This window comes from Streptomyces argenteolus, from assembly GCF_042902585.1.
Classification (GTDB): Bacteria; Actinomycetota; Actinomycetes; order Streptomycetales; family Streptomycetaceae; genus Streptomyces; species Streptomyces argenteolus.
In genome coordinates this window covers 129362-151197 of sequence record NZ_JBIBEG010000011.1, presented here as the reverse complement: position 1 = coordinate 151197, position 21836 = coordinate 129362, and the positions used below count along the sequence as shown (strand labels likewise).

General features: G+C 69.5%; 11 protein-coding genes and 1 pseudogene. 9 read left to right on the top strand and 3 right to left on the bottom strand.

Going from position 1 to position 21836, the window contains the following annotated elements; all coding sequences use genetic code 11:
* Nucleotides 1-20: 20 nt before the first annotated feature.
* The 4 genes and pseudogenes from ACFY8O_RS30430 to manD all read left to right on the top strand — a co-directional run bounded on the left by ACFY8O_RS30430 (nucleotide 21) and on the right by manD (nucleotide 6942).
* A complete protein-coding gene (locus ACFY8O_RS30430) occupies nucleotides 21-992 on the top strand; it encodes an acyltransferase domain-containing protein (protein ID WP_387908038.1) in 972 nt (323 codons plus the stop codon).
* Between the two features lie 35 nt (nucleotides 993-1027).
* Nucleotides 1028-1891 carry an SDR family NAD(P)-dependent oxidoreductase gene (locus ACFY8O_RS30425; RefSeq protein ID WP_387908036.1) on the top strand — a complete coding sequence of 288 codons (864 nt, stop codon included), beginning with the start codon at nucleotides 1028-1030 and terminating at the stop codon, nucleotides 1889-1891.
* A 67-nt stretch (nucleotides 1892-1958) separates the two neighbouring features.
* The gene (locus ACFY8O_RS30420) at nucleotides 1959-5702 is read left to right on the top strand and encodes a KR domain-containing protein (protein WP_387908033.1); all 3744 of its coding nucleotides are present in this window, start codon (nucleotides 1959-1961) and stop codon (nucleotides 5700-5702) included.
* 45 nt (nucleotides 5703-5747) lie between these two features.
* A pseudogene (gene manD / locus ACFY8O_RS30415) lies at nucleotides 5748-6942 on the top strand (D-mannonate dehydratase ManD).
* Here the strand turns inward: manD and ACFY8O_RS30410 are convergent.
* The gene (locus tag ACFY8O_RS30410; protein WP_387908031.1) at nucleotides 6926-7678 is read right to left on the bottom strand and encodes a transposase; all 753 of its coding nucleotides are present in this window, start codon (nucleotides 7676-7678) and stop codon (nucleotides 6926-6928) included. The pseudogene manD and the gene ACFY8O_RS30410 overlap by 17 nt on opposite strands.
* A 515-nt stretch (nucleotides 7679-8193) precedes the next feature.
* Entirely contained in the window at nucleotides 8194-10818 is a 2625-nt protein-coding gene (locus ACFY8O_RS30405) for a DEAD/DEAH box helicase (protein ID WP_387908028.1), read from the bottom strand.
* A 169-nt stretch (nucleotides 10819-10987) separates the two neighbouring features.
* On the opposite strand from ACFY8O_RS30405, the gene ACFY8O_RS30400 reads away from it, so the two are divergent.
* On the top strand, nucleotides 10988-12595 hold the full coding sequence (locus tag ACFY8O_RS30400; protein ID WP_387908026.1) for a helix-turn-helix domain-containing protein: 1608 nt from the start codon (nucleotides 10988-10990) through the stop codon (nucleotides 12593-12595).
* Entirely contained in the window at nucleotides 12595-13170 is a 576-nt protein-coding gene (locus ACFY8O_RS30395; protein WP_145811247.1) for a transcriptional regulator, read from the top strand. Before ACFY8O_RS30400 ends, ACFY8O_RS30395 begins: the two co-directional genes overlap by 1 nt.
* A 125-nt stretch (nucleotides 13171-13295) precedes the next feature.
* On the opposite strand, the gene ACFY8O_RS30390 is transcribed toward ACFY8O_RS30395, so the two are convergent.
* Nucleotides 13296-13862, bottom strand: a complete 567-nt coding sequence (locus ACFY8O_RS30390; RefSeq protein ID WP_387908023.1) for an Lsr2 family DNA-binding protein — start codon at nucleotides 13860-13862, stop codon at nucleotides 13296-13298.
* A gap of 493 nt (nucleotides 13863-14355) precedes the next feature.
* Here ACFY8O_RS30390 and ACFY8O_RS30385 point away from each other — a divergent pair, with 493 nt between their 5' ends.
* The 3 genes from ACFY8O_RS30385 (at nucleotide 14356) to ACFY8O_RS30375 (ending at nucleotide 21679) form a co-directional block, all read left to right on the top strand.
* Nucleotides 14356-14604, top strand: a complete 249-nt coding sequence (locus ACFY8O_RS30385; RefSeq protein ID WP_387908021.1) for a hypothetical protein — start codon at nucleotides 14356-14358, stop codon at nucleotides 14602-14604.
* 96 nt (nucleotides 14605-14700) lie between these two features.
* Nucleotides 14701-16725, top strand: a complete 2025-nt coding sequence (locus ACFY8O_RS30380) for a flotillin family protein (protein ID WP_387908018.1) — start codon at nucleotides 14701-14703, stop codon at nucleotides 16723-16725.
* A gap of 97 nt (nucleotides 16726-16822) precedes the next feature.
* Nucleotides 16823-21679: a DNA repair ATPase gene (locus tag ACFY8O_RS30375; RefSeq protein ID WP_387908015.1), complete on the top strand. Its 4857-nt coding sequence runs from the start codon at nucleotides 16823-16825 to the stop codon at nucleotides 21677-21679.
* Nucleotides 21680-21836 lie beyond the last annotated feature (157 nt).

Genomic DNA, 21836 nt, shown 5'->3' with positions numbered 1-21836 from the left:
AAGCGGATCCCGCGAAGGCAGTGGAGACGACGCGACCGACCGTGTTCATGTACTCGGGGCAGGGCTCTCAGTACTTCCACATGTCCCGCGAGCTCTACGAGCGGCACCCGCGCTACCGGCTGTGGCTGGATCTCTGCGACGACATCGCCTTCCCGGTGCTCGGCACGTCGGTGGTGGACACGCTCTTCGACCCGGACCGCAGCAAGAGCGATCCGTTCGATTCGCTGGCGGACTCCAACGCGGCACTGCTGTGCGTCGAGTACAGCCTCACCCGGGTCGTACAGGAAATGGGGTACCAGCCCGACCTCCTGGTGGGCTACAGCCTGGGCGAGATCACCGCGGCTGTGGTCGCGGAGGCGCTCCCGCTGGAGGACGCGCTCTCCTTCGCCGTGGACTTCGCCCGGATGCTGGCCGAGCGGACCCCGCCGGCCGGCATGCTGGCGGTCCTGTGTTCGGAGGACATCCTCGCCAGCCACGCCGGGCTGTTCGCCGACTGCTGGGTCACGGGGCGCAATTTCGACGGCAACTTCGTGGTCAGCGGCCGGGTCGAGGCGGTGGCGCAACTCGAAGCAGCCCTGGGGCGGGAGTCCGTCGTCTGCCAGCGCCTCCCGGTCAACTTCGGGGTGCACACCCCCCTCATCAGCCCCGTCGAGGATCAGGTGCGCGCGCTCCTCGGCACCGCGAGCTTCGCCCCGCCGAAGATCCCGATGGTCTCGTGTGCGTCGACGGACCGGGTCGTGGAGCTGACGGCCGACGGCGTCTGGGCAGCGATGAGACGTCCGGTGGACTTCTCACAGACCATCGACAGGATCACCGCTGACGGTGACGCGACCTTCGTCGATCTCGGGCCCAGCGCGACACTCGCGACGTTCGTGAAGTACATCCTGCCGCCGGGCAGCGGCTCCACGCAGGTGCACACGATCAATCGATTCGGACAGGACCTGAGCTCGCTCCGCGAGTTCCAGGCGCAGACAGCCGCAACCCGCGGCTGAGGACGCACGTCGCATTCCAGGAGGGACATCCGTTCATGTCGGATTTGAGTGCCATCAGGACCTATCGGGACGCCACCGCCATCATCACCGGTGCGGCGTCGGGCATCGGCCGTGCGCTGGCAGAGGAGCTCGTGGCCCGAGGCTGCGAGGTCGTCCTGGCCGATCTGCAGCTCGAACAAGCAGAAGAACTGGCCACCGCGCTGCGGGGGACCGGCGGAAAGGCGACCGCCGTCCGGCTGGACGTCACCGACCACGCGACCTTCGAACAGCTGGTCAAGGACACCGTCGCGCGCACCGGGCGCCTCGACTACCTCTTCAACAACGCCGGAATCAGCCACGGCATGGGGGCGGGCGCCCGGCATTATCAGATCGAGGACTGGCGGCGCATGATCGACGTCAATGTCCTCGGTGTCGTCAACGGCGTCCAGGCCGCCTACAACCTGATGATCGCCCAGGGGTTCGGCCACATCGTGAACACCGCCTCGCTGGCGGGCCTGGTCCCGAGCGCGGGGACGACCTCGTACGTCACCACGAAGCACGCGGTCGTCGGACTCTCGCACAACTTGCGCATCGAGGCGGCCCAGCTCGGGATACGCGTGAGCGTGCTGTGCCCGGGCGTCATCCGGACCCCGCTGATCGAGGGAGGAGTGTACGGCCGCAGCGTGGAGGGAGTGACCAGTGAGATGACGCGGAAGATGTGGGAGGAGCAGAAACCGATCTCCGCGGAGGAATTCGTCAAGAAGTCACTCGACGCGGTTGCCAAGAACAAGGGAATCATCGTGGTTCCCGCGGTCTGGAAGCTGTTCTGGTGGCTTTTCAGGTTGTCGCCGACTCTCTGCCTGAACATCGCGACCAAGAAGTTCCGGGATCTCGGCAGCCACGCGGCCTCCAGGAATTGACCTCGGAGAGTACCGGAGAGCGCACCAAGAGACCTCGGCCGACCGTATGCGAACAGGGAGTACCGATATGACCGATGGGGCGACCAACCCCCAGCCCAGGCCGGTCCCGCGAGCCCAGGGCGGGTCAGCGAGTGCCTCCACGGCTGCCGTGCCCCCTCCTTCGGCCACTGACTGCTTCTACTCGACGGTATGGGTCGAGGCGGACGGGCCCTCGGGGGTTGCGCTGCCCGGTCCGCATCTGCTGCTGTCCGGTACAGCGGCCGGTGCCGACCTGCCGGGCGGGTGGGTCAACCGCGTGGTGCGCACCTCGGATGCGCTGGACGACGTGCTCGGCGAGCGGGCGTGGGGCTGTGTCGCGGTGCTGAGCGACGGGCGGGAGGCCGATGTCCTGCGGGGGCTTCGAGTTCTTCAGGCCTGTTCGGAGGCGGCCCCTTCGTCTCCGGGAAGAGTCGTCTTCCTGCCCGTGTCGGGCGCGGTCGACGATGCGGGATTGTGGGGGCTGTGCCGGACCGCCCGGCTGGAGCGGCCCGGCCTGGCGGTCCACTGCATCGAAGCATCGGCGGAGCAGCTGTCCCGAGCGCTGACGCTGAGCCGGAGCGGCCGACTGGAGGAGGAGTACCGGTTCACCGGAACTGGCGTCCTCGAAGTCCCGAGACTGCGACGACATGCCCTCGGCGACGCGGGGTTCGCCGCTCGTCCGGATGCGACGTACGTGGTGAGCGGAGGGACAGGCGATCCGGGTCTGGTGGCGGCGGAGTTCCTGGTGGACCGGGGGGCGCGGCATCTGGCGCTGCTGTCTCCGTCGCCCCCCGCCGAATCCCCGGTGCCGCCTGAGGTCGCGGAGATGCGTCGGTCTGCGCGGGTGGAGTGCCTGACGTGTGATGTGAGTGATCTGCGCAGTGTGCGGGGGGCGCAGGACGCCATGACACGGGCCGGTATGCCGCCGGTGGCCGGAGTGGTGCATGCTGCGGGCGTCCTGACCGATGGCGGGCGGGCGCACCAGTCGGAGTCACAGCTGAATCAGGCCTACAGGGCCAAGGTCGACGGCGCGAAGAATCTGCGGAGTGTCTTCGGCCCGCCGGACTTCCTGGTGTTGTTCTCCTCGACTGCTTCGATCTTCGGGGCCGTCGGCCGGGCACCGTATGCCGCGGCGAACGCGACGTTGGACGCCCTGGCCGAGTCGTGGTCGCTGCGGGGTGAACCCGTGCTCTCGATCCAGTGGGGCGCGTGGTCCGACACCGGCACCACGGCGCGTCCCGAGGCCGCCGAGCGCGCGAGGACCTCGGGTTTCGGAGTGCTCGGCAAGGCGCTGGGCACCACGGCTCTGAACCGGCTGCTCGGCGGGCCCGAGCGGGGAACAGTCTGCGTTTCCCCCGTGGAGTGGGACAGAGTGTCGCCGGCCAACCGTTTCGTGTCACATTTCACCGCCACCGCCACCGCCACCGCCACCGCCACCGCCACCGCCACCGCCACCCCCGCTGCCACCGCCCGGCAGACAGCCGCGGCACCGGTAGCGGGCCCGGGCGATGTCCCCGCGCGGAAGGAGCCGGCCTCCCGGGTGCCCGCTGCTTCGCAGACACCGGCTTCTTCGCGTCTGCCGGTCCTCGTCGTAGGGGCAGGCCTGGGCGGTATCAGCTTCGCTCGCCGACTGGAAAAACTGGGCGTGGCAGCAATCGTTCTGGAGAAACGGGACTGTGTCGGCGGTGTGTGGAGCTCGCTCGCCAACGCGGATTCCCGAGTGCAAATCGATTCTCCGGCGTACAGCTTCGACAGCGCGTCGCCCACGACGCGTGGTGACCACCGATGGCGAGCAGTGTTTCCCGGCAGGGACGAGGTCCTCGAGCAGTCGAGTTCCGTGTCGTCCGAGCTGAAGGAACCCGTGCACTTCAACTGCGAAGTGGTGTCCGTCAGGAAGGTCCGAGAGCAGGAGTACGAGGCCGAATACCTTCAGGGGGGCGTTGCCAAGTCCGTCCGCGTCTCGGGTGTCGCGGCGCTCACGGGCGGGCTGCACCGGCCCGTGCGGCATCACTTCCGTGAAGAGCACCTCTTCGCCGGGCATGTCGGGCTCGGGGTCGCCGACGACACACCACCGGAGACGTTCAAGGACGCATCCGTGGTGATCGTCGGGCACGGCGCATTCGCCCTGGAGAACATGCGGACCGCCCTGGAGAACGGTGCCCGCCATGTGACGATCATCTGTCGGCGACGGAACCTGGTCGTGTCGACCCCCTGCAACTGGATGATCAACTCCAGCGAGGGACCGACGCCGCTCAACGACGTGGTCGGCATCATGCGGCCGTTCTACGACCTCTGCGGTGTGGACATCGAGGCTCTGCCTTCGCTCTCCCGAGAAGCGGACGGAAGTTTCGTGCTGGACCAGTCCACGGTCCCGGCGGCCTCGGACGTGTATTTCCTGGCGCAGGCGCTCGGGATGGTGACGGTCCTGGAGAGCGAGATCGACCGTGTGTCGGCTCACTCGGTCGTCACGCAGGACGGGAAGGAGGTGGAGGCCGATGTGCTGCTCAAATGCCTGGGATCGCACACGGACCCGAGCATCCTGTCGAAGATCTTCGGCAAGGACAGCACAGTGGAAGGGCTCTGGGTCGACGGGGACCCCAATCTGTTCACCTACAACGACGGGGCGCAGATCCCCCGGAGGGCGAAATCCCTGCTCTGTTCGAGCTATGTCTTCTTCCTGCAGGCATTCGCTGAAGCGTATCTGCATTTCCGGGACAACCCCGTCGAGCTGAAGGCGTTGTTCGAGAGGATCTCTGTCGAAAGCACGGAGAAGTCTTCCTCCGAGCGTTTGCTGGTGGAGTTGTGGGACTTCATCGAGCGGGCGAAGAAGAACGTGGCATCACGGACCGCGGAGCTCTGCTCGTTCGACCGCTTCCAGAAGGAGCGGGAGGCGGAGTGGCAGATGTACGCCGAGCTGATGGGGGCATCGGCAACGGAGGACGAAGGGCTCTGGGGTGTGATGTCCCCGACCCTGTCGCTGCTTCACCGACGGAATCCCTCCTTCCCCGTCGAGCGGCGTGTCAGGCATGCCGACTTCGGCTCCGTGAGCATCTTCGTGCCGCGACGGCACCGGGTGCTGTTCCTGCCGGGGCAGGGGACTGATGGGCGCCTGGCGCGAGCCATGCTGAAGAAGACTGGTTGGACCAGGCGCGAAGACCTCGAGTTCGTCATTCCCGATGCGCCTTACCCGATGCCGGCGTTCAACGGTGCGGACCAACTCGAGATCCGCGGCCTGGACTCCCTGGTCGAGGAAGGCCTCTACGACGTGGCGGGTACCTACCGCGAGTGGAGAGCGGGTTTCCCGGAGCTGTGGCACCAGCACCACGGCTCGTCGGCCGGCGTGGAGACCGCTGATCCTGAGACGTCTCTGAACCAGTCGCTGCAGTACCTCAAGTCGGTGGCAGAGAGCCATGGACCGATTGCGGGCGTTGCCGGGTTCGGTGAAGGCGCTGCGATCGCCTCTGCGGCTCTCCACTGCCAGGCTCGCGGGCGGGACGTGGGGCTGGGTGATGTACGGTTCTTCATCGCGATGTCCGCGTGGCGCTCACCCGCCCACGAGCGGGCCGGGATATTCGAGAAGACCCGGCCCATCGATGTTCCCGTGCTCCAGACGCTGGGTGAGAGAGAGGCGGGTGTCTTCCAGGCTGCTGCCCCCGCGTTCGCCCAGGACTTCCGCAGGGTGTTTGCATACAGGCACTTGGGAAAGCACACCTACCCTTCGCTCACCCGCAGCCTCGATCAGAACCTCAATCGTCTGCTCGACGCCGCGTTCAACCCCTCAGACGGCCTTTGACCGCGAGCTCTCGAGTCCGGAAACAGACGCGGAAAGAGCACATGTATGAAGATCGTCGACGCGAACATCGTCGTCACCAGCCCGGGCCGCAACTTCGTCACCCTGAAGCTGACGACCGACGACGGCATCACCGGCCTGGGCGACGCCACCCTCAACGGCCGGGAACTCGCCGTCGTCAGCTGTCTGACCGACCACGTGGTATCCCTGCTCATCGGCCGCGACGCGCACCGGATCGAGGACACCTGGCAGTACCTGTACCGAGGGGCCCACTGGCGGCGTGGGCCCGTCACCATGGCTGCGACAGCCACCGTCGACGTGGCCCTGTGGGACATCGAGGCGAAGGCTGCGGGCCTGCCGCTCTACCAGCTCCTCGGGGGCGCCAGCCGGGAGCGCGTGCGTGCCTACGGGCACGCGAACGGCCGCGACGTCCCCGAACTCCTCGACTCCGTACGGGCCGGGCTCGGCGAGGGCTACCAGGCAGCGCGCAAACCGTCGGGCATTCCCGGCCTGAGGGCCGTCTACGGTGTCCACGGCACCGACGACGGCGGTGCACCCGTACTGCACCAGCAGGCCCGTCCCCTGGTCGAGGACTGGGACGCCTACCTCCGCCACCCACCCGCCGTCTTCGAGGCGTTACGCGGTTCGGCGCCGAACTCCCGCTACTCCACGACGCCCACCACCGGCTCACCCCGATCCGGGCGGCGCGGCTCGGAAAGGATCTTGACCGTACCGCCCGTTCTGGCTGGAGGACTGCACGCCGGCCGAGAACCAGGAGGCCCTTCGCCTGGTGCGCCGCAGCACCACGACGCCGCCGCTGGCCGTCGGAGAGGTCTTCAACACCGTCCACGACTATCAGACGCTGATCAGCGAGCAGTTGATCGACTGCGTGCGCTCCGCGGTCACCCGTTTCGGCGGTGTCACGCCGCTGCGCAAGCTCCTCGACTTCGCCGCGCAGTTCCAGATCAAGAGCGCGGTGCACGGTCCGGAGGACACCTCCCCGGTGGGAATGGCGGCTGCCCTCCACCTCGACCTCGCCGTACACAACTTCGGTATCCAGGAGTACTCGGGTCACACCCGTCTTACCGACGAGGTGTTCCGGCACGCCTACACGTTCACCGACGGCCATCTGCATCCGGGCGAGGCCCCCGGCATCGGGGCCAGCCGTAGTCTGCCGGGCGGGAGGTCGCCGCTCTCCCGCCGCTTCACCTCCGCCCCGGCCTCGGTCAGGGCGCGGTGGTAGTTCTGCACCCCCACGGTGCGCAGGACCTGCACCGCCGGAAGTTCGCGCAGCCAGGTCGGCGCATCAGGGGCGTGCACATCCTCCAGCAGCGCGAACCCGTCCCGGCCGTAGACCAGGGCCATCTCCTCGCGCTTGCTGTGGAAGCCGGCGGATGCCAGGAGTGAATCCGCGGGCTGTAGCGCTCGGCGCATTCCCGAACGGGCACCGCCTGGGTCAGCCAGGCCGGGGCCGCGCAGGCCAGCGCCTCCAGTGCGGCCCGCAGCGTCCTCCCGGCCAGCTCCAGCCTGTTCAGATCACGTACCGCCGCCAGCACGCGGGTTGAGTCCGTGCGCTGCTTTCCTCCCGCCTTCACCAAGCCCCGGTCCTTGAGCGCGGTCAGCAGCAGGTCGAGCACCTTCTCCTCTATCCCGTGCTCGACCAACCGCGTGCGGAACTCGGACAGCACTGGGGCGTCGAACCCGGGATCATCCAGCTCCATGCCCAGCGCGTACTTCAGGTCCATGCCGTACCGCCCCCGATGCGCCGCCGCCCGGTCGGTGAGATTCTCGGCGAACTGCAACACCGTCACCAGCGCCGGCTGGCGCGGTGACCAGCCGGGCCTCCCTCTGGCTCCGAACGCCTCGGCGAACTCGGCGTCCGTGAACAACTCGCCCAGCTCGTCACGAACCCGCATCGCCAACGGGTACGGGCCCCGTGCTGCCACCGTCCGCGCCACCTGCACGGTCAGCTCGGGCATCTTCGGCCACGGCCTCGCCTGCATTGACATTTCCACACCCCACCCGCGACCGGAACGCCGAGACGGCCGCGGCTGCCCTGACGAACGAGCCGTTAGACCCACCGGGCACGGAGTAAGCCAGCAGGATCGGTGACGCGGTTCTTACCCGCGCCCCGTGACGCAGCGCTGCAGGTCCATCGGCCGTTGGCGTACGAGAAGCGGGCCGAGCCAAGGGTATGGACAGCGGCCCTCAGGTACTACGCGATCTGGCACCGAATCCGCCGGCTTGGCTGCCGAATCCGGGCCAACGACGTGGCACACGGCCAGCTCAACATCGTCCGCCACGGAGCTGATGGCCCGGCGAGATGGCCGGGTGGCGCCCTCTGGCCTGGCGCCCTGCCCGGCGCCCCGTTCGGCCTCTCCCGCCCCGTCGGCTCGTGCCGAGCAGGTTCTTCGCCACCACCCCGGCCGCCTCGCTGCACGGAAACGCGCCCGCCCCGGATGTGTCTCCGGGGCGGGCCGTCGTCGTTGTGCTGTCAGGCCGCCCAGTCCAGACCGAGGGCGGCGAGCACGGCCAGCTTGTCCGCTGCCAGCTTGGCCCGTCGGGATTTGGAGTTGGCCAGGAACACGCCGAGCTTCACCAGGTGTTCCTGGCCGTCGATGACCACCGTTTCGATGTGGGCTCGGGGCACGGTCAGGGTCCCGGTGCGGTTCCTGTACTGCTCCAGGGCGAGGACCCCTCGCTCGAACGACCCGGCCGCTGACGCCGTCTTCCTGGCCGGTGTTGCGGGCAGAGGCGTCAGCCCCATGCCCTCCAGACGCTTGCGCTGCTCGGGGAGCAGGTTCTCCCACACCGTGTGTTGGAGCTGCCGGTGGACCCATGCGCCGACATCGCAGCCGTGCACGGTCACGCCAGGCAGGATCTCGGTGAGTCCGTGCTCCTCGGCGAGCAGGGTGCGGGCGGTGGCGTAGTGCCGCTGCCACTCCACCGACCAGCCGGGGTTCCACTCGGGGTCGATGCCCTCCAGCGCGGCCCGCCGCTCGGCGGCCCGCTCCTGGTCCTTGCCGAGCCCGCCGGCCTTGCGGAGGTTGGCGAGCCACTGACCGATCGCCACCCCGTCGACCACGGCATCCTTCGGGGCGGCGAGGGTGCCGTGGACCGAGAAGTACGTACGAGCCGCGGTGAGGTTGCGCCAGAATCCGGCGTCCGCCACCGACCACACCATGCCCAGTTCGTTCAGGAGATCGGCCCGCCACGCCTTGAGCGTCCCGAGCCGGAACGCGCGGCGCTGCTCGCTGACCCAGGCGCCCAGCGCATAGGTGATGCGGTTTTCGCCGAGTTCCACCGACGCGTCCAGCGGGACCTGGGCGTCGCGGTGCTCGCGCACCCAGTGGCGCAGGGCGTTGTAGCCGGTGAGCCAGATCTCGGAGTCGGGGTGCAGGACACGGGTCCGGAGGAACAGGGCGACGGTTCCGGGATCGCGGGGGAGGGAGAACCGGAGCAACGGGATCCCGGCGCCCGGATGTTCCTCCTCAGCCGCGTCGCCGTTCGCGGTGCCGGTCTCGTCCTCCGTGGTCCCGTCCGCGTCGTCCTCGGTGGTCCCGGCCGGCTCGGTGGCGGTCTGCTTCTGGTCCTCGTCCACGTCGTGGTCCTGGCCCTCCTCGGCACCCTCGTGGTCGGGATCGAGCGCGACGACGGAGGTCGCCTGTCCCCGGGCCGTGGTGGTGGGCAGGGCCAGTCGTTCGATGACCCGATCGTCATGCGCCCGCAGGCCCTGGAGGACCGAGACCAGGCTGCGGTAGCTGGAGGACGCCATCATGTCGGACGGGTCCTCGCCGGGCTCCAGGAAGACGGGCACGATGATCCGGGACACCTTGCCCTCGCCCGGCTCCTGTCGCAGCCCCCGCCCGATGATCTGGACGATCTCCACGGGCGAGCTGCGGGTGTCGGCGAACACGACGGCGCCCACTCCGCGCTTGCCCCGGATGTCGACCCCTTCACCGAGGACCCGGCAGCTGGAGAGGACTGCGAGGTCGGTGACCCATCCGTCGGCGTCGAGACCGTCCGCGAACCGGTCGAGCACGACCCGGCGGTGCGCGACGGGGTGTTCGCCGCACAGCCACTCCGCACCGACCCGCCCCGGATACGTGACGGGGTCAGCCGCGTGGAGTTCCGCTGCCGTTTCCGGCAGTGCACGGGCGAACGCCATCGCGTCCAGGGTCCGGGAGTGGAACGTCATGAACGACCGCACCCCGGTCGTGTCGGCGTGCTTGAGCAGCGCTTCCTGCAGTGCGGCGAGTCTCCTGCCCTTCCGTTCCGCGGGCGTCGCTTCCGATCCGGGTGCCTGCGGGTCGCGGATCTCCAGGACGTCGATTTCGAAGCGTGCGAGGACCCCGCGCTCGACGCTTTCCATCAACCCGAACTCGAAGAGCACCGGGCCGTACAGCTGCTCGTCGTCCATCGACGCCACCAGGCGCCCGCCCGTCTCGTCCGAGCCGGCACTGCCCGGCGCCGCCTCCCAGAGGCGGGGGGTGGCCGTCATGTACAGCCGTCGCTCCGCAGGGATCCGTGCCTGGTCGTGGACGGCCGCCCACGCCTTGCCGAGATCACCCGAAGTTCTGTGAGCCTCATCGACCACCAACAGGTCGAAGGGCCGCATCTTCTGTCCGTACGAGCCGCGCAGTGCGCGCTCCAGTGCTCCCGGCGCCACGCCGGTCTCCTGGTCGCCCTGTTCGTCGACGAGTCCCTGTGGGGACAGGCCGGCGTACGTCGCGAACACGAGCATCGGACCCGCGCCACCGGTCCACAGGGCGAGTTGGGTGGGGTTGGTCGTGCACCGGACGTCCAGTGCCTCCAGCAGTGGATCGGCGCCGAGACCGCACACCGCGACGGCCGGTGCGGTGTGCCCGATTGCCCGCCAGGATTCGACGGTCTGGGCGAGGAGATCGAGGGTCGGGACCAGAACGCCGACCAGGCCCCGGGGGGCCATCCGCAGTGCGGCCACGGCCGCGGTGACGGTCTTGCCTGAGCCGGTGGACATGTGGACCTGTCCGCGCTGCCCCGAGGCCGGGACGGAGCCGTCCACGGAGAGGGAGAGACCTTCGATGATCGAGTCCACGGCCTCGACCTGGTGAGGCCGCAGCGAGATCACGCCCTGCATACCCGCCACTCCCTCACGCCCACGGATTCCCGGAACACCGGTGACAGTTGCTTCCCGCATCGCCGCTCCGTCGTGCTGACGACGACGACCGTAACGCACCCGAACAAGACTCGCCCACCGAACGTCCAATCTGGCGCCGGAAATCGTCCAAATGCGCTAGGGTCGCGGCATGAGCCAGGAGAACAGGGTGGAAGCCCTCCTCGAAGAGGCGCGACTGAACGCCGTGATGCCGTCCCCGGCCGAGCGCCAACGGCTGCGGGAGGCCGCGAGCCTGTCCCGCGCGCAGGTTGCCGCTGCCGTCGGCGTCGGACGAACCACCGTCGCCAACTGGGAGACCGGCCACTCCGAGCCCACCCCGCCCGGACGCCTGCCCTACCTGAAGCTGCTCAAGGGCCTCGCCGAGATCTACCCGGCCCCCGCCACGGAGCCCGCGCCGGAACCCACCACGGTTCCGGAACCCACCACGGTTCCGGAACCCGTCGCGGATCCGGAACCCGCCCCCGTGCCGCCCGCGTTCACCGCGGCTCCCGAGACGCTGCGCGGCCCGGACGGGCGTGCCATCGAGGGTGACCCGGGCCCGTGCATCCGCTGCGGCGTCGAGACGGCCTACCAGTCCACTGACGGCCGCCCTCTGCACTCCGGCGCCATGTGCCGTCCCGCCGGCCCGCAGAGCGTGCCCACCGCTCCGGCCGGACGGGTACCCGCACCGACCGCAGCCCCGGCGGCACCGGTGGCCGTCTCACCGACCCCGGCGCCCATGTACAACCGCCCCGAGCGCCGCGCGCGCAGCGCTGCCCGCGCGCAGGCCGACACCACCCTGCTGATCAGCCGGGCCGTCCAGGAGGAGGCCGAGCGGGCGGGAGGCGACGAAGAGGCCGCACTCAAAGCCCTGATCAAAAGGGCCATCCCCGATGTGATGCACCTCTTCAACGAGACCCGGGCCACCGCCCGCTACGACTACACCGCCTACCCCGCCCTCCCGGACATCCTGAAGAAGCCGTCCAAGAAGGATCCGGACCAGATCTGGGAGGCCCGCCCCAAGTTCCACCACCCCGGCTACTCCCTGCGGGCCCCCGGTGAGGTCAAGGTCACGGCACTGGACGTGAACGCGGCCTACCTGTCGGCGCTCAAGTGCTGGCTGCCGATCGGAAAACTGGAGCACAGCACCGGCACCGATGGCATCGACCCGAAGCGTTCCGGGGTGCACCTGATCACCCCCGCCGAGTGGGCTCACCCGCATCTGCCCGACCCGATCGGCGACCGCGACGAACCCGGTGCCCTCTGGGTCACCAACGCCACGCTGCGTCTGCTCCAGCGGCTCTCCGGCCCCAAGTACGCCCTGACCGAGGCCCCGGTCATCCACGAGTCGTGGACGTCCGGCGCGACGGAGAACTTCCTCGACGCGCTGCGCAAGCTGCTGTCCGCCGCACGGGACGAGGCGATCGAGAACCGGGACACGCTGACGCTGGAGTACGTGAAGGCGATGTACAGCAAGTTCATCAGCACCATGGGAGAGTCGATCCACAACCGTGAGATGGTCCGCCCGGACTGGATGCACATCATCCACTCCCAGGCGTACGCGAACCTGTGGGGCAAGGCGTTCAAGGCTCATCAGGCCGGTCTGGACGTCATCGCGATGATGGGCACCGACGAACTCCACGTCACCGGCGACTGGCGCCAGGTGTTCTCCGAGGGCCGGGGCGTGTCCCAGATGAAGATCAAGCACGGCGACGCCAAGGCCTCCGGTGAGTACACCGTGGGCACGGTGGCCCGCTGATGGCCGGCCGCTGGATGGACCTCGGCGCGTTCAACGCCCGCGGCCTGCCCGGTGCGGACGCCCTCGGAGTCGCGATCGAGCGCATGGTGACCGGCATCGCCTCACCCGTCGACAGCGAACGCGGGCTCGCCGCCCGCCTGAACTACCTGACCAAGACCGACGCCGGGTACGAGGCCATGGACCGCGCCGGCATCCACGTCTCACCGCGGACCCTCATGGCCTGGCTCGCCGAGGAACGCATCCCGAACAAGGCCAACCGGTCCCGGCTGGATGCTGCCTACTGGGACCTGCGCCGCCGCAACGTGGCCGCCGATCTGAAGAAGCGGCTCAACAACCACGGGCGCGGCACACGTGTCGAGATCAACCCCGTGGACCAGTCCCGCGTGGAGGGCAGGCACCAGCGGGACCTGTCCAGCCGCAGCATCACCGTGCGCGGCGTCTGGGACCGGGCCGTCGACGCCTGGATCGATGACGACCTGGACGAACTCGATGCCATCTGGGACGACATCATCCAAGACCTCGGCTCCGAGTACGACGCGTACAGCAACGTCTCCTCGATCGGCTGGGCCGCCTGAGCCCTGCCGAAACGCCGTGGCCCCCCGGCATTGCGGCTGCCGGGGGCAAGACGTTTGCGTTGCGCAAGCTAGCTGGATCGACGGATGGGGCCCTGGGTAAACCACGGCGCAGCCGGAACCGGTCCTCACCGCTGTGATGCGTCGTATGCCTCGCGGATGTACGAAGGGATGCGCCCATGGTCGTTCACTGAATGGCCGTTGGCGCGCGCCCAGAGGCGTATCGGCTCATCTGCCGGACGGGGAGCTGGTCTGCGGGGTCCAGCGGACTTGCCGGGTCCTCTCCCGTCGCCCGAGGAGACCCCTTCCAGCCGGTCCGCTGTTTCCTGGAAGAAAGCGAACAACGAGGTGTAGGCCCCCTCCTCGGGACCGTTTGCCTCGTCCCAGGTTCCGATGGTTCCGGTGAGCGTGTCCAGGAACGTTCCGTAGAGACCGTCGCGCTCCGCGGCGATGGGCACCCATTCGCGACGCCAGAAGGGATGGTCGGGATCTGCGGACGGCTCCCTCTCCTCCAGACCCATCCGGCTGAGGTAGACCCGCTGAATGTCCCTCAGCCCGAGAAGAAGATGGCCGCCGGGGATGTCCAGCTCGCACCCCAGCGCCACCAGACTCGACCGGGCATCGGCTCGTTTGTTGGCATCGATGTCATTCGCCAGCAGCCACTGTCTGATCTCCGCCGGCAGGTGGTGACCCATGCGTAGTTCGGCTTCCCTGATGGCCGCAGCACTTCCCGGCCCGCCGAGGGCAGCAAGAGTCTCAGGGTCGTTGCGTCCAAGCCAGGCAGTCACCCGACCCCACGCCTCTCGTACGTCTCCTGTCTCGTACGTCGGTGTTTCACTCACGTGCGTCCACCCCGCGGAATGCGCACGCGCACGGAGCATGCCCACCTCTCTCGCGCGCGCTGAGAGGGTGTTGCCTGGGCACCCTGCCGGTGACGAAGTCCTCTTGGTGAGGCGACGACCGCTCGTGATTCATTGGACAACCGTATGCGGGACCACTGACAGTGACCGGCCCGGAAGGAGTTGCGGTCCCTGCCAGGGCTCGCCACCGGCATCGAGAAGAGGTCGAAGACTGCACGGTTACGGCAGTGTGAAGGAACGCGAGCCTGCTTCAGGATGGCCGTCGGACGGGCATGAAGGTCGGCCTGCTGCCGGAAGCCGGAAGCCGCGACACGAGAGGGGGAGATCGATGAGGCCGTTCCTGAACGCGGGTTTCGGCTTCCCCTCGCTGCTGTTCCGCGCCAGGGAGCGTGACCGCTTCGGCATCGGTGTGGACATCGACGCGAGCCGACCCAGCGTGCTGCCGCCGGCAACGTCCTCTCCGGACGAACCCGGCCCACTGCGGCAGGACTTCGCCAACCCGGCGAAGTCTCGCGAACGAGACCGGACTGCCGCCGGCGGGCGCCGCCGCCCCCCTGCGTCGGCCCGACGCAAGTAGTCGTTCCCCGGGCAGCATCTGCCGTCCGTTGCTCGTCCTCCAGTCCGCCGCCCGAGCCAGTGGCTCCCGCCTTCTCCATCGACACGGGGTTCTCTCATGGATGCCATCACCGTGGGCATCGGCGTGCTCGTCGCCGCTGTCCTGCTCATCGTTCTCACGCTGCTGTTCGTGGTCAGCCGGCTGTTCCGCAAGGTGGAGCAGGGCAAGGCCCTGATCGTCTCGAAGATGCGGAAGGTCGATGTCACCTTCACCGGGCAGGTCGTCCTGCCCGTCCTGCACAAGGCCGAGGTCATGGACATCTCGGTGAAGACCATCGAGATCTCCCGGACCGGCCGGGACGGGCTGATCTGCCAGGACAACATCCGCGCGGACATCCGGATCTCGTTCTTCGTCCGGGTCAACAAGACGGTCGAGGACGTCATCAAGGTGGCCCAGGCGATCGGCACGGCCCGGGCGAGCGACAAGGAGACCTTGCAGGAGCTGTTCAACGCCAAGTTCTCCGAGGCGCTCAAGACCGTCGGCAAGCAGCTCGACTTCACCGACCTCTACACCAAGCGCGAGGAGCTGCGGTTCCGGATCATCGAGATCATCGGCATCGACCTCAACGGCTACAGCCTGGAGGACGCGGCCATCGACTACCTGGAGCAGACGCCGCTGTCCCAGCTCGACCCCGGCAACATCCTCGACGCCCAGGGCATCCGCAAGATCACCGAACTGACGGCGGTGGAGAACGTCCGGACGAACGAGTTCCGCCAGCACGAGCAGAAGGAGATCACCCGACAGAACGTCGACGCCCGCGAAGCCATCCTGGAGCTGGAGCGGCGGCAGGCGGACGCGGAGATCAAGCAGAAGCGGGAGGTCGACACCGTACGGGCACGAGAGGAGGCGGAGACGGCCCGGGTGGTGGAGGAGGAGCGGCTGCGGGCCCAGAGCGCGTTCCTCAGGACCGAGGAGCAGCTCGGGATCCAGCGGGAGAATCAGGCCCGGGAGGTGGCGGTCGCGCAGAAGAACCGCGAGCGCGTCATCGCCGTCGAGAACGAGCGGATCGAGAAGGACCGTCTCCTCGAAGTCATCGCCCGGGACCGGGAGACCGAACTGACGCAGATCTCCGCCCAGAAGGAGGTCGAGGCGGAGCGCCGGGACATCGCCGAGGTGATCCGGGAGCGGGTGGCGGTGGACCGTACGGTCGCCGAGCAGGAGGAGTCCATCAAACGGTTGCGGATGGTCGAGGAGGCCGAGCGTACCCGGCAGGCGGTCGTCATCGCGGCCGAGGCCGAGGCGCAGGAGCGGCTGGTCAAGGACATCAAGGCGGCCGAGGCGGCCGAGCAGGCGGCGGTGCACCGGGCCGCCGAGGAACTCACCCTGGCCGAGGCGCGCAACAAGACCGCCGACATGGACGCCCGCGCCAAGATCCGGCTCGCCGAAGGCGTCCAGGCCGAAGCCGCCGCCGAAGGGCTCGCCGCCGTTCAGATCCGGGAGAAAGAGGCGGACGCGATCCAGAAGACGGGCCGCGCCGAGGCGGAGGCCACGGAGGCACGGCTGCGCGCCGAGGCGGTCGGGACGCGGGAGAAGGCGCTGGCCGAGGCCACGGCGATCGGCGAGAAGCTGAAGGCCGAAGCGGCAGGTCTGACCGAGAAGGCGGCGGCGATGGCCGCGCTCGACGAGGCCTCACGTGACCACGAGGAGTACCGGCTGCGCCTGGAGGCGGAGAAGGAGATCCGGCTCACCGGCCTCGACGTGCAGCGGCGGGTCGCCGAGGCGCAGGCGACGGTTCTCGCCACCGGGCTGGAGAACGCCGACATCAACATCGTCGGCGGGGAGTCCGTCTTCCTCGACCGTCTGGTGCAGTCGATCGCCTTCGGGAAGTCCGTCGACGGCTTCATGGACCACTCCCGGACCGCGCAGACGCTGGCCGGCCCCTGGCTGAACGGCGAGGGCTCCTTCACCGAGGACCTGACCAGGGTTCTCGGCTCGCTCTCCAGTGCGGACGTGCAGAACCTCAGCGTCTCGGCACTGCTCGCGAAGGTCATGAAGTCCGGCGTACTCGACGCGCACGCACCCGGTCACGCGACCGCTGCCCCGGCCGAGACCGCCCCGCTGAACGGCGTGGTCACGAGCTGACCGCCCCGGGAACAGCGGTCACAGCGGGTCCGGTGCCGGCATACGAGGGCTGCCGGCGCCGGACCCGCATCCATCACGGGACAAGGAACGGATGCAGATGAGCGCCGGAATCGACCAGGACACGTACGCGGTGCTGCGCGACCGCCTTTCGGCGCAGGCGGCCGAGCTCGCCAGGCGTGCCGCGGCGCTCAACACCGCCCGTACCGCCGCCTTCGGTGCCGGCGGACTGTCTCTCACCGGCACCGCAGGCGTCCGCACCGAGGGCGCCGGGGCGCTGCTGGACATCGCCGTTGTCGGGGACGACATCCTGTTGTTCGGCTGCCACCCGGCCTCCCTGGGGAGCGCCGAGCCGTCGGTCGCCGACGTCTTCACCCTTCACGACCGCGACCTGAACCCGCTGCCCGAGGAGGGGGTGCCCGGCCTCCTCGACGACCCCGGCTTCGTACGGGAGTTCTCGGCACTGCACCGGTACTTCCGAGACGCGCGCCTGCTCCGGCTGAGGCGCGTGGAGGGCCGGCTCCTCGCCGTCTTCCAGATCGGACAGAAGGCCGACGACATCCGCGTCCTGCGCTGGTCGGTCGGCCCCTCCGGCGAGACGCGCTTCCTCGACGCCCTGGGAGAACGCGACCACGTCATGGCCCCCTCGCACGACGTCGAGTGGGTGGAGACGACCCGCGAGGACCACGTACAGGGCCGGCACCCGCACATCTCGCTCGCCGGCCGCCTCTTCGTCTCCACGGCCGGCGGGAAGCTCACGGTCAAGGCGGAGAACGACGCCGAGACGGCCGAGGGCGTGTACGCGGAGCCGGTCGACGAGCCGCTCCAGGCACTGGCGGACGCCGAGGTCGCGTACGCGGCGGTGGGGGCGCTGACCCTGGTGCGCGTCCGGCCGTACAAGGAGGAGGCCGACCGCCACCTCGTCTTCAACGCCTTGACCGGGAGCGTGGTCAGGCTCGACGGTATCGGTCAGTCGTGTCTGCGGCTGCCCGAGGACGAGGGGGTGGTCTTCCCCGGTGGCTACTGCCTCGCCTCCGGCGCGGTGAGGACCTTCGACACCGACACGTCCGGACTGCTCTTCGACCGGCTGATCCGCTCACCCAACGGCGAGGACCTCCTTTTCGCCTTCCACAGCAGGCCCGAGCGGCGCGGCCTCCTCCTGTCGTACAACCTGATCCGCAAGGAGATCACCCGCCCTCTTGCCTGCCGGGGATACGCGCTGCTCGACGACGGGACGATGATCGTGCTGCGCGACGAGACGGGCGAGCCCGGCCGCGTCCACCCCGTGCAGATCTGGCGGACTCCGTACGTCTCCGACACGCATGTGACACCCGCGGTGGACGGTCCCCTGGCCCGCATCGGCAACGCGGATCTCGTCCGGGGGATCGCGGACTGCCTGGCGATCGCCCGCCAGGCCACCGAACTGACTCCCGCCGGCGAGGTCTACGAGGCACTCGTCACCTCCTGCGTGCGCGCGGGAGACGTCCACCACTGGCTGGGAGACGCGGAGACCGGCGACCTGCGCACCCCGCTGACCGAACTCCAGACCACCGCCGCACACGTCCTCGACGAGTTCGAGACGGTGGCCACGCTCACCCGACAGGCGGCAGAAGCGTTCGCTGAATCCACCCGGCAAGTCAGCACGCTGGTACGGCGCGTCCGGGGCGAGGCGCCCGCTACGGCGGAGGAGTGGATTTCCCGGATCACCGAACTCCGCCGGGCACAGGGCCACCTGCTGACCCTGAAGGACATGCGGTACGCCGACACGGGCGGCATCGACGCCCTCGCCGGGGACGTCGAGGCCGACATCACCTCCGCGGCCCAGCGGGCCGTCGCCTTCCTCCGGCGTGAGGACGCCTTCACCACCCACCACGTCGACGCGGAGCGGCTCGCGGCCGAGGCCGGAGCCGTCACCACCGTGGCGGGCACGGGCCCGGTCGCCGACCGGCTCGACACGCACGCCGCCGGCCTGCGGACCCTCAGTGAGATCATCGCCGGCCTCGACATCGCCGAGGCCACCGTCCGCACCTCGATCCTGGAACGGATCGCCAGTGTCCTGGCCGCGCTGAACCGCGTCCGGGCCCTCCTCGCAGCCCGCCGCGCCGAGCTCCTCGACCAGGAGGGCCGGGCGGAGTTCGCCGCCGAGTTCGCCCTGCTCGGCCAGGCCGTCACAGGAGCCTTGGCCGCCGCGGACACCCCGGACCACTGCGACGACCAGCTCGGCAGACTGCTGCTCCAGCTGGAGAACCTCGAGTCCAGATTCGCCGAACACGACGGCTTCCTCGACGAGATCGCCGACAAACGCGCCGAGATGTACGACGCCTTCACCACGCGCAGGCAGACCCTCCAGGACGCTCGCGCCCGCCGCGCGGAACTCCTCGCGGGCTCGGCCGGCCGCGCCCTGGAGACGATCGCCCGGCGAGCCGCGACCCTGTCCGACGCGGACGAGGTGCACACGTACTTCGCCTCCGATCCCATGGTCGCCAAGGCCCGGCGCAACGGAGCCGAGCTGCGGGAGCTCGGTGACGAGGCACGGGCGGAGGAGCTGGAGGGCCGGCTCGGCGCCGCCCGTCAGGAAGCTTTCCGCGCGCTGCGGGACCGAACCGAGCTGTTCGCCGACGGCGGCGCCACGATCCGCCTGGGCCGACACCGCTTCACCGTGAACCGGCAGGTCCCCGAGCTGACCCTCGTACCGCACGAGGGCACCCTCGCCCTCGCGCTGACCGGAACCGACTACCGTGTGCCCGTCACCGACCCGGCGTTCACCGGGACCCGCCCCTTCTGGGACCGGACCCTGCCCTCCGAATCTCCGGAGGTCTACCGGTCCGAATACTTGGCCGCACGCCTTCTCACCGAGCACGGCGCCGACGGACTGGCGGGCGAGGACCTGTCCGCGCTCGCACGACGGGCCGCCGAGGCGGCGTACGACCAGGGGTACGAGCAAGGCGTCCACGACCACGACGCGGCGGCGATCCTCGAGGCCGTCCTCCGGCTGCACCGACGCATCGGAGTGCTCAGGTACCCGGCTCCGGCAAGGGCTGCCGCCCAGATCTTCTGGGCCCACACTCCCACCGCCGAGGCCCGTGACCAGTGGCACCGGCAGGCGGGCGCCCTGAGCCGGGCCCGTGACCTGTTCGGCGCGGAGTCGGCTGTCGACGGCCTGCGGGACGAGCTGACCGAGGAGATCGGCGACCCGACCGCCGCCGCGTACCTGGTCGACGAACTCGCCACCGAACCAGCGGGCTTCGCCACCTCGGACGCGGCTCGGACCCTGCTCGACACGTTCCGCCGCGCCGTCGGCACCTCCGCGTACGACGACGCCCTCGCCTCCCTCACCGGGCCGCGCGCGCGGCGCCAACTCGTCGAGGCATGGCTCACCTCCTACGCGTCAGCGTCCGGGGAGGAACTCGACAAGGGCGTCGTGGCCGAGGCCGTCGCGGTCGAGCTGTGCCCGGACCTCGACCGCTACGAGATCGGCGCCCGCGCCACGGAGACGGTCGCCGGACTCCTGGGCAGCCACCCCCGTCTGCACGGGGGCGCGCTGGAAGTGCGGCTCGACGAGTTCCTGACCAGGACACGGGATTTCGCGGCCACCGACGTGCCGGCCTTCCGTGCGTACCAGGAACACAGGGCTCGGCTTGTCGCCACCGAGCGCGCTCGTCTCCGCCTTGACGAGTACCGGCCCCGGGTCATGGCGTCCTTCGTCCGCAACCAGCTGGTCGACGAGGTCTACCTCCCCTTGATCGGGGCCAATCTCGCCAAGCAGCTCGGCGCGGCCGGAGACGCCAGGCGGAGCGACTCCCAAGGCCTGCTGCTGCTCCTCTCTCCGCCCGGCTACGGCAAGACCACGCTGATCGAGTACGTCGCCGAACGCCTCGGCCTCCTCCTCGTCAAGGTCGACGGACCCGCCCTCGGCTTCCGGACGACCTCTCTCGATCCCCTGGAAGCCCCCGACGCGACGGCCCGCCGGGAACTGGAGAAGATCGCTTTCGCCCTGGCGGCGGGCAGCAACGTCCTGCTGTACGTGGACGACATCCAGCACACCTCGCCGGAGTTCCTGCAGAAGTTCATCCCGCTCTGCGATGCCACGCGGACCCTGAACGGGCACACCCTGCGGGGAAAGCGCTTCGCCGTCTGCATGGCGGGGAACCCCTACACCGAGTCCGGGCAGGCGTTCCGCGTACCGGACATGCTCGCCAACCGGGCCGACATCTGGAATCTCGGCGACGTGCTGAGCGGCAAGGAGGAGACCTTCGCGTTCAGCTTCGTCGAGAACGCCCTCACCTCCCACCCCCTCCTCGCTCCGCTCGCCGGCCGCGAGCGCAGCGACCTGCAGCTTCTGACCCGGCTGGCGGCCGGCGACCCGACGGCCCGCCGCGACCGGCTCGTCCACCCGTACGCCCCGGCCGAACTCGACCAGGTCCTCGCCGTTCTCCGCCACCTCCTGACCGCACGCGAGACGGTCCTCGCCGTCAACGAGGCATACATCGCCTCGGCCGCCACCGCCGACGAGGCCCGCACCGAACCGCCGTTCCGGCTCCAGGGTTCGTACCGCACCATGAACAAGATCACGGCCCGGATCTCGGCCGCCATGAACGACACCGAACTCGCCGCTGCCATCGACGACCACTACACCGCCGAGGCCCAGACCCTCAGCGGCGGTGCCGAGGCCGCCCTCCTCAAGCTCGCCGGGCTCCGCGGCGTCCTCACCCCGGCACAGACCGTCCGCTGGAGCGAGATCACCGCTGCCCATGCGCGCGCCCGGGCGCTCGGCGGCTCCGGGGACGATCCTCTCGCCCGGGCGGTAGCCGCTCTGGGCCTGCTGGCCGACCGCATCACCGCCGTCGAGACCGCGATCACCCGCGCGACGGACCTCGGCCCTCTCCTCGCCCGCCGTGCCGGGCGGCACGCGGCACACTCCGACGCCGTATCGGTCACCGACCACCACCGGCCCTGACCGGGGAAGAGAGGAGAGCGCATGGCCAGAGCGCCGCAGACGGCGATCGGAGAGCACCCGGTCCTCTGCCGATGTGCGACAACGCGCTCGCCCGAATAAAGGGTGCTGGCTACCGTGCCGCCGTCGCCCGCGCCTCCACCGCCTTCGCCACGGTCAT

Coding starts and splice junctions, on each gene's coding strand:
- ACFY8O_RS30395 (WP_145811247.1), top strand. CDS start 12,595: ATGGCCGGCCGCTGGATGGACCTCGGCGCGTTCAACGCCCGCGGCCTG.
- ACFY8O_RS30385 (WP_387908021.1), top strand. CDS start 14,356: ATGAGGCCGTTCCTGAACGCGGGTTTCGGCTTCCCCTCGCTGCTGTTC.
- ACFY8O_RS30390 (WP_387908023.1), bottom strand. CDS start 13,862: ATGGGTCACCACCTGCCGGCGGAGATCAGACAGTGGCTGCTGGCGAAT.
- ACFY8O_RS30400 (WP_387908026.1), top strand. CDS start 10,988: ATGAGCCAGGAGAACAGGGTGGAAGCCCTCCTCGAAGAGGCGCGACTG.
- ACFY8O_RS30420 (WP_387908033.1), top strand. CDS start 1,959: ATGACCGATGGGGCGACCAACCCCCAGCCCAGGCCGGTCCCGCGAGCC.
- ACFY8O_RS30410 (WP_387908031.1), bottom strand. CDS start 7,678: ATGCCCGAGCTGACCGTGCAGGTGGCGCGGACGGTGGCAGCACGGGGC.
- ACFY8O_RS30375 (WP_387908015.1), top strand. CDS start 16,823: ATGAGCGCCGGAATCGACCAGGACACGTACGCGGTGCTGCGCGACCGC.
- ACFY8O_RS30405 (WP_387908028.1), bottom strand. CDS start 10,818: ATGCAGGGCGTGATCTCGCTGCGGCCTCACCAGGTCGAGGCCGTGGAC.
- ACFY8O_RS30425 (WP_387908036.1), top strand. CDS start 1,028: ATGTCGGATTTGAGTGCCATCAGGACCTATCGGGACGCCACCGCCATC.
- ACFY8O_RS30380 (WP_387908018.1), top strand. CDS start 14,701: ATGGATGCCATCACCGTGGGCATCGGCGTGCTCGTCGCCGCTGTCCTG.